General features: G+C 68.4%; 8 protein-coding genes and 1 pseudogene. 5 read left to right on the plus strand and 4 right to left on the minus strand.

Translation table 11 applies throughout. From position 1 onward, the window contains the following. From V7Q39_RS12275 to V7Q39_RS12285, 3 genes and pseudogenes are all read right to left on the minus strand, one after another. A pseudogene (locus V7Q39_RS12275) lies at positions 1-266 on the minus strand (1-acyl-sn-glycerol-3-phosphate acyltransferase); the annotation flags it as partial. Continuing rightward, positions 263-1,159, minus strand: coding sequence for a cell division protein FtsX (locus tag V7Q39_RS12280; protein ID WP_333816874.1), 897 nt, complete (start codon positions 1,157-1,159; stop codon positions 263-265). The gene V7Q39_RS12280 and the pseudogene V7Q39_RS12275, both read right to left, overlap by 4 nt. Then, a complete protein-coding gene (locus V7Q39_RS12285) occupies positions 1,156-1,827 on the minus strand; it encodes a cell division ATP-binding protein FtsE (RefSeq protein WP_333816875.1) in 672 nt (223 codons plus the stop codon). Before V7Q39_RS12285 ends, V7Q39_RS12280 begins: the two co-directional genes overlap by 4 nt. A 178-nt stretch (positions 1,828-2,005) precedes the next feature. Here V7Q39_RS12285 and V7Q39_RS12290 point away from each other — a divergent pair, with 178 nt between their 5' ends. From V7Q39_RS12290 to V7Q39_RS12305, 4 genes are all read left to right on the plus strand, one after another. Continuing rightward, on the plus strand, positions 2,006-3,154 hold the full coding sequence (locus V7Q39_RS12290; RefSeq protein WP_333816876.1) for a zinc-ribbon domain-containing protein: 1,149 nt from the start codon (positions 2,006-2,008) through the stop codon (positions 3,152-3,154). Positions 3,155-3,231: 77 nt separating this feature from the next. Beyond that, a complete protein-coding gene (gene ilvD / locus V7Q39_RS12295; protein ID WP_333816877.1) occupies positions 3,232-4,965 on the plus strand; it encodes a dihydroxy-acid dehydratase in 1,734 nt (577 codons plus the stop codon). 6 nt (positions 4,966-4,971) lie between these two features. Then, positions 4,972-5,745 (plus strand): DUF6478 family protein, encoded by a 774-nt coding sequence (locus V7Q39_RS12300; RefSeq protein ID WP_333816878.1) that lies wholly within the window; start codon positions 4,972-4,974, stop codon positions 5,743-5,745. Positions 5,746-5,755: 10 nt separating this feature from the next. Continuing rightward, entirely contained in the window at positions 5,756-6,121 is a 366-nt protein-coding gene (locus V7Q39_RS12305; protein WP_333816879.1) for a hypothetical protein, read from the plus strand. Positions 6,122-6,196: 75 nt separating this feature from the next. Here the strand turns inward: V7Q39_RS12305 and V7Q39_RS12310 are convergent, their stop codons facing one another. Next, on the minus strand, positions 6,197-6,682 hold the full coding sequence (locus V7Q39_RS12310) for a peroxiredoxin (RefSeq protein WP_333816880.1): 486 nt from the start codon (positions 6,680-6,682) through the stop codon (positions 6,197-6,199). An 85-nt stretch (positions 6,683-6,767) separates the two neighbouring features. On the opposite strand from V7Q39_RS12310, the gene V7Q39_RS12315 reads away from it, so the two are divergent. Then, positions 6,768-6,967: FAD-dependent oxidoreductase (locus V7Q39_RS12315; protein ID WP_333816891.1), on the plus strand; the 200-nt coding region annotated here is incomplete at its 3' end.

The following is a 6,967-nucleotide window of genomic DNA, read 5'->3' on the forward strand; positions in this document are numbered from 1 at the left end:
TTGAAGATCAGGATGATGTCGAGGAAGCTCTGGTGCTTGGCGGCGATCAGCGCCTCGCCGACGGGCGGCGTGCCGCGGACTTCAGATTTCAGGCCGGTCAGGACGCGAAGCGAGAAGATCACCCAGCGGCAGAATGTCTTGCAGGCAACCCGCGCACCGTGGCGCGAGACCAGCGCCCAGGGGGCGAAGACCACCGCGATCACCGCCATCGCCAGATACATCTGGATGATGAACACCAGCGACAGAAACCAGCGGATCGGGGTCATGTCAGCTCTCGCAGTTTCTGGAAGGCGGCGCGGCGGGTGGCGAGGAAGGCCACGATAGCAGCCAGCGGTGGCAGGGCAAAGGGCCAGAGCCAGCCGGTGCCGGAAAAGCCAAGCCCGGTCAGGAACCCTCCGGCGGCATCGGCGGCGGGCAGGGCGGCGACACCGACCAGGCCTGCGGCGGCGCCCACGGCGGCCCCGGCCAGGGTGCGCAGCGTGAAGCGGCGGACGAAGGCGCGGGCGATATAGCTGTCCTTGGCGCCGACCAGGCGGAGAACGCGGATCTCTTCCGCGTTGGTGGCAAGGGCGGCGCGGGCGGCCAGGGTGATCATCGCGGCCATCGCGGCCCCGATCAGCACGATCGAGAGCACGCCGAGGAGGCGGATGCGGGAGGCGGCCTCGGCCAGCGGGCGGCGCCAGCGGGTGTGGTCGTCCAGCACCGCGCCGGGGGCCTCGGCGGTCAGGCGCTGGCGCAGGCCCTCGGAATCATAGGGCTGGTCGGCCTCGACCACCTCGATCAGCCGGGGGATCGGCAGGGCCTCGACCGGCAGGCCGGGACCGAACCAGGGTTCCAGCAGCTTCTTCGTCTCGGCATCGTCGATAACGCGGTAGCTGGCGACACCGGGAGTGATGGCAAGGGTGGCGAGGATCGCATCGGTCTGGATCTGCACCTGCTCTACCGGGGCGGACAGCCGGATGGTCGCGGTTTTCGCCAGCGCCTCGGACCAGCGGGTGGCCAGCCGGCCGGAGGCGAGCGAGAGCGCGAGGGCGAAGACGCAGAGGAAGGTCATCGCCCCGGCGGTGAAGGTGGTGAGCCAGGCGGTGGGGCCGGAGGGCGGGACGACTTCCAGCGCGCGGGTGGCGGGGCTGGCGGGCTTGGCCTTGGGGAGTTTCACAGGTCGGCCCCCGCTAGCTGGACACGGTGCTTCGCGATGCGCAGCACCCGGGCCTGGATCTGCGCCTTGGCCTGACGGATCAGGTTCAGGTCGTGGGTGGCGACGAGGATGGTCTTGCCCATCTTGTTCAGTTCGACCAGTAGCGTCAGGATGCGCAGCGACATCTCCCAGTCGACGTTGCCGGTGGGTTCGTCCGCAAGGATCACGTCGGGGTCGACGATGACCGCGCGGGCCAGGGCGGCGCGCTGGCGTTCGCCGCCGGACATCTGCGGGGGCAGGGCATCTGCCAGGTGCTTGAGGCCGACCCAGCCCAGAAGCTCGTCCATGTCCTGCGCGTCGCTTTCGCGGTCGGAGACGGTGAACGGCAGCGCCATGTTGGCGGCAAGCGTCATGTGGTCCAGGAACTTGCAGTCCTGATGCACGATGCCGATCCGGCGGCGGGCCCGGGCAACATCGTCGCGGGAAAGCTTCGTCACGTCGTTGTCGAACAGCGTGACGCGCCCCGAGGTCGGCCGCAGCTCGGCATAGGCGAGTTTCAGGAAAGTGGATTTGCCCGCGCCCGAGGGCCCGGTCAGGAAGTGGAACGATCCCGGCGCCAGCTTGAGCGAGACATCCGACAGAAGCTCGCCCCCGCCATAGCTGTAGGCCACGTTTTCGAAGCTGATCACGCTGTTTCCTCGCTGCCCCGGCCCGACGGTTGGGTCGGCGCACTGCCGCCGACACTGCGCTTTCCATCGCACAGGGCGAAACGATTGCACAAGGGCACGCGACAAACCCTTGGAACGACTGGAATTAGGGATTACAACTTTGACGGAGCAGCCGGAAAACAGGCGTTGAGGGACGAAAATGCGTTTGGTTTGCCCGAACTGTGAGGCGAAGTACGAGGTCCCCGAGGACGCGATCCCGGAAACCGGCCGCGACGTGCAATGCGCGAACTGCGGCCATGCCTGGTTCCAGATGCGCCCGCGTGCCGCGGGGGCAGAGACCGTGGCCGCGCCTGTCGCGCCGCCGGCACCCGAGCCGGTCGCACCCCAGCCCATCGTGGAACCGGCCACTGTAGCCCCGGTCGAGGATATCGCTCCGGTTGTGGAGTCGCCCCCCGCGCCTGAAGACCCCGCGCCTGCCGAAGCTTCGCCGGTCGATCCGGAGCCCGAAGCTGCACCGGTCGTGGAAGTGGTTGCGGCGGAGGACAGCGTCGTTGCCGTCGCCGAAGGTGAAGAGACCCTTGCCGGTGATGAGGTCGAGGTGGCCTTTGCCGAAATCGCTCCGGCGGACGATGTGATTGAGGCCGCCGAAACTGTGGCCGCCGATCCCGTGGTGGAAGCCTCTGCGGTGGTCGAGGACATTATGCCGGTCACGGCGGTCGGCGCGGTTCCGGCGGTCGAGGCCATGGTTGCGGATGCCGTGCTCGCCGAGGATGCGCAGGCGGCGGACGAGGCCGGGGATGCGTCGGACGCCGACGCGCCCGCAGCGGCTCCGGCGGCCTATGCGGTGGACGAATCCGTGCTGGCCATCCTGCGCGAGGAGGCCGAGCGCGAGGCCGTGGCCCGGCGCGCCGAGGCGGCAAGGCCGCTGGAGACCCAGACCGATCTCGGGATCGAGGCCGCGATTCCGGCCGCGAAGAAGCCGGTCGAGACCATCCCGGCGGCAGAGCCCGAGGTCGACGACACGCTGTCGGCCCGGCGCACCCGGCTTCCGGATGTCGAGGAAATCAACTCTACCCTGCGCCCGGCAGAGATGTCTCAGGATGAGAGCATGGCGGCGGAGGCCGCGTCGCAGCCCGCCGAAGGGCGCAGCAGCTTCCGCAGCGGTTTCCTTCTGGTGCTGACGGTCGCGATCCTGGGCTCGGCGATCTATGGCAGTGCCGACGCTTTGGCCCAGGCGGTGCCCGCGCTGGCCGGGCCGCTGAAGGCCTATGTCGGCTTCGTCGACAGCCTTCGGCTGCAGCTTGATGGGCTGATGCAGAGCGCCACCGTCGCGATCAACGGCAACTGACGGTCCCAAATCGGCTTGCCCCTGACCGGGCGGGCCTTTATCCCTTGCGGCCAAGCCAATTCCCGCGAGGAGCCGCCATGACCAACCAGCGTTTCGACAAGTCGAAGCTTCCCAGCCGCCATGTGACCGAAGGCCCGGCGCGCGCTCCGCATCGCAGCTATTTCTACGCGATGGGGATCACCGAGGAAGAAATCCACCAGCCCTGGGTGGGCGTGGCGACCTGCTGGAACGAGGCGGCCCCCTGCAACATCGCGCTGAACCGTCAGGCACAGATCGTGAAGCAGGGCGTGAAGAAAGGCGGCGGCACCCCGCGTGAGTTCACCACCATCACCGTGACCGACGGCATCGCCATGGGGCATGAGGGGATGCGGTCCTCGCTCGCCAGCCGCGATGCCATCGCCGACACGGTGGAACTGACGATGCGCGGCCATTGCTACGACGCCATCGTCGGGCTGGCGGGCTGCGACAAGTCGCTGCCGGGGATGATGATGGCGATGGTTCGGCTGAACGTGCCGAGCGTCTTCATCTATGGCGGGTCCATCTTGCCGGGCCGCTACAACGGCCAGGACCTGACCGTGCAGGACATGTTCGAGGCGGTGGGCAAGCACCAGGCCGGAAACCTGTCGGACGCGGAACTGGAGATCATGGAGCGGGTGGCCTGCCCGTCCTCGGGTGCCTGCGGGGCGCAGTACACGGCGAACACCATGGCCTGCGTGTCGGAAGCCATCGGCCTTGCGCTGCTGAACTCCTCCTCGGCCCCCGCGCCTTACGAATCCCGCGACCAGTATGGCGAGGCTTCGGGCGTGGCGGTGATGCACCTGATCGAGAAGAACATCCGCGCGCGGGATATCGTGACGCTGAAGGCGCTGGAAAACGCCGCCCGCGTGGTGGGCTGCACTGGCGGGTCGACCAACGCGGCGCTGCACCTGCCCGCGCTGGCGAACGAGGCGGGGCTGGACTTCGACCTGTTCGACGTCGCCAAGATCATGAAGGACACGCCCTATTTCGTCGACCTGCGGCCCGGCGGGAAATACGTCGCCAAGGACCTGCACGAAGTGGGTGGCGTCGCGGTGGTGATGAAGGAACTGGCGCGCGAGGGGCTGCTGCACCTCGACTGCATCACCGCCAGCGGCAAGACCCTGGGCGAGAGCCTTGAGGAAATCCGGGGCGAGGCGGACGGCCGGGTGATCTATCACATCAACTCGCCCATCACCAAGACCGGCGGCGTCGTCAGCCTGAAGGGCAACCTCGCGCCCGACGGGGCCATCGTGAAGGTCGCGGGCATGACCGAGGCCGAGCAGGTGTTCAAAGGCCCGGCGCGGGTCTTCGAATGCGAGGAAGACGCCTTCGAGGCGGTGAAGCAACGCGGCTACAAGGAAGGCGAGGTCATCGTCATCCGCAACGAAGGCCCGGCGGGCGGCCCGGGAATGCGCGAGATGCTGGCGACCACCGCCGCGCTGTCTGGTCAGGGCATGGGCAAGAAGGTGGCGCTGATCACCGACGGCCGGTTCAGCGGCGCGACGCGGGGCTTCTGCGTCGGCCATGTCGGGCCGGAAGCGGCGCATGGCGGGCCGATCGCGCTGTTGAAGAATGGCGACATGATCAGCCTGAACGCCCTGACCGGCGAGCTGTCGGTGGATCTGTCGGACGAAGAACTGGCGAAACGCAAGGCCGAGTGGAAAGGCCCGCGCAAGACGCAATACACCTCCGGCGCGGTGCACAAGTTCGCCAAGCTGGTCGGCGGCGCGCGCTGGGGGGCGGTCACGCATCCGGGCGCGAAGGCCGAAAGCCACGTCTACATGGACCAGTAAGGCACCATGGCCGGCCGCATCGCCCGGGCTCTTGCAGGCTGGCATCAACGCCGGACCGAAGAGCGCTGGGTGCGGCTGGCCGAGACGACGCCCGATCTGGAAAGCCATGAGCTGCGCGCCCTGCGGAGCGAGGCGCGGGGACTGCGGGCGCAGTTCGACCGGGTGATGCAGGCCGCGGATGCGCGGCTGGCGGTGCCGTCTTTGGGCGCAAGCCTGCCGCAGATGCCGCTTGGCACTGACTGGTCCTGGCGCCCCGACCTGTGGCGCGGGGCACTGGCGAACCCCGGCGCGGTGGCCTCTGCTGACCGGACCGCGCTGGGCGAGGGTGTAGCGCTCTACCACGACTGCCCGCTGGGCGAGGTGGTGGTGCGGCAGGTCCGCAACGCCAAGGCCGAGGACCGTGCGCCCTATGGGTTGGCCATAGACGTCTTCGGCTTCCGGGGCAGCTTCCTGTCGCTGGCGCTGAACCTGCCCGTCGCGGCGGTCGAAGGGTTGAAGGCGCGGCATCTGGTGCGCGCCGAGCTTCTGGTCGACTGCGACCGCCCGGTGAAGGCCTTCGCCCGGCTGAACATCAAGCATGGTCCCAACCTGGCCCAGCCGGTCAGTGCCTTGCCCGAGGCAGGCCGCGAGAAGCTGGCGGAATTCGACCTCGCCTATGCCGGGCTGAACGACAAGCGGATCGAGCGCGCCTGGCTCGACCTGATCCTGAACGATGCCGGCATGAGCCGGATCGTGATCCGTGACCTGGTGGTCAGCCGCCGCCCGCGCGCCGAACTCTAAGGGAAAGATGATGACCGCAGGGCTAATGATCGAGCAGGGCCGGATCGCGGGCGGGGTCTGGGAAGCGATGGTGACCGGCTCCGACAAGGCCCCGGTGATCGAGGTGCTGCACGAGGGCCGCACGGTCGAGGGGGTGGAGGTTCGGCCCGTGACCGGCAAGGCGGGGCGCTTCGCCCTGCGGGTGCCCATCCCGGCCTGGGCGCTGAACGAAGGGGTTCAGACCTTCCTCGTCCAGTCCGGCGGGGTGGCGTTGGCGCAATTCACCCTGGTCGCAGGTCAGCCGCTGGACGAGGATATCCGTGCCGAGCTGAGCCTGCTGCGGGCCGAGCTGGACCTCTTGAAGCGCGCCTTCCAGCGCCACGTGCGCGAGGGGTGAGGCCTCGTCGTGCGCCTTCGGCTTCTCCTCGGGTGGGTCCAGCGAGAAGCGGCGAAGGCGACGACGAGCGGTGGGTCAGAGCTGCGACAGCAGGTGTTCGCCCGCCGAAATCTCGCAGCCCGGCCCGGCTTCCGGGTTGAACTGGGTCACGACACCGTCCTCGGCCAGCAGCGAATAGCGCTTCGACCGGGCGAAGAAGCCGAACTGCGGCAGATCGAAGGTCAGGTCCAGGGCCTTGGTGAAGCTGGCATCGGCATCGGCCAGCATGGTGATCCCGGCGGCGGTGGCACCCGTCGCCTCGCCCCAGGCCTTCATCACGAAGGGGTCGTTGACCGAGACGCAGATGATCTCGTCCACGCCCTTGTCGGCGAAGGCCTTGGCGGTACGCATGAAGCTGGGGACATGCGCGGTGGAGCAGGTGCCGGTATAGGCGCCGGGCAGGCCGAAGATCACCACCTTGCGACCCTTGAGCCGGTCGGCGAGCGTCACCGCCTCGGCGCCGTTCTCGCCCATCTTCAGAAGGGTGGCCTCGGGCAGGGGGGAACCGATTGCGATCGTCATTGACGGATTTCCTTCCTCATCGCGTTGCGCCTTGCTTTGATTGGGTTATAGGCTCCCCGGCGGAACATGCCAGAGGGGGTGCGCAATGCGGGTGGTGATCGTCGGGGCCGGACAGGCGGGTGCGGCACTGGCCGCGAAGCTGCGGACGCTCGGGCATCAGGGCGAGATCGTGATGCTGGGCGACGAGCCCGCGCCGCCCTATCAGCGCCCGCCGCTGTCGAAGGCCTATCTGCTGGGCGAGATGGAGGAGGACCGGCTCTGGCTGCGCGCGCCGGAGTTCTGGGC

It is taken from the genome of Tabrizicola sp. (assembly GCF_036781545.1).
In the GTDB taxonomy this organism is placed as follows: Bacteria; Pseudomonadota; Alphaproteobacteria; order Rhodobacterales; family Rhodobacteraceae; genus Tabrizicola.

Coding starts and splice junctions, on each gene's coding strand:
- V7Q39_RS12290 (WP_333816876.1), top strand. CDS start 2,006: ATGCGTTTGGTTTGCCCGAACTGTGAGGCGAAGTACGAGGTCCCCGAG.
- ilvD (WP_333816877.1), top strand. CDS start 3,232: ATGACCAACCAGCGTTTCGACAAGTCGAAGCTTCCCAGCCGCCATGTG.
- V7Q39_RS12300 (WP_333816878.1), top strand. CDS start 4,972: ATGGCCGGCCGCATCGCCCGGGCTCTTGCAGGCTGGCATCAACGCCGG.
- V7Q39_RS12305 (WP_333816879.1), top strand. CDS start 5,756: ATGACCGCAGGGCTAATGATCGAGCAGGGCCGGATCGCGGGCGGGGTC.
- V7Q39_RS12310 (WP_333816880.1), bottom strand. CDS start 6,682: ATGACGATCGCAATCGGTTCCCCCCTGCCCGAGGCCACCCTTCTGAAG.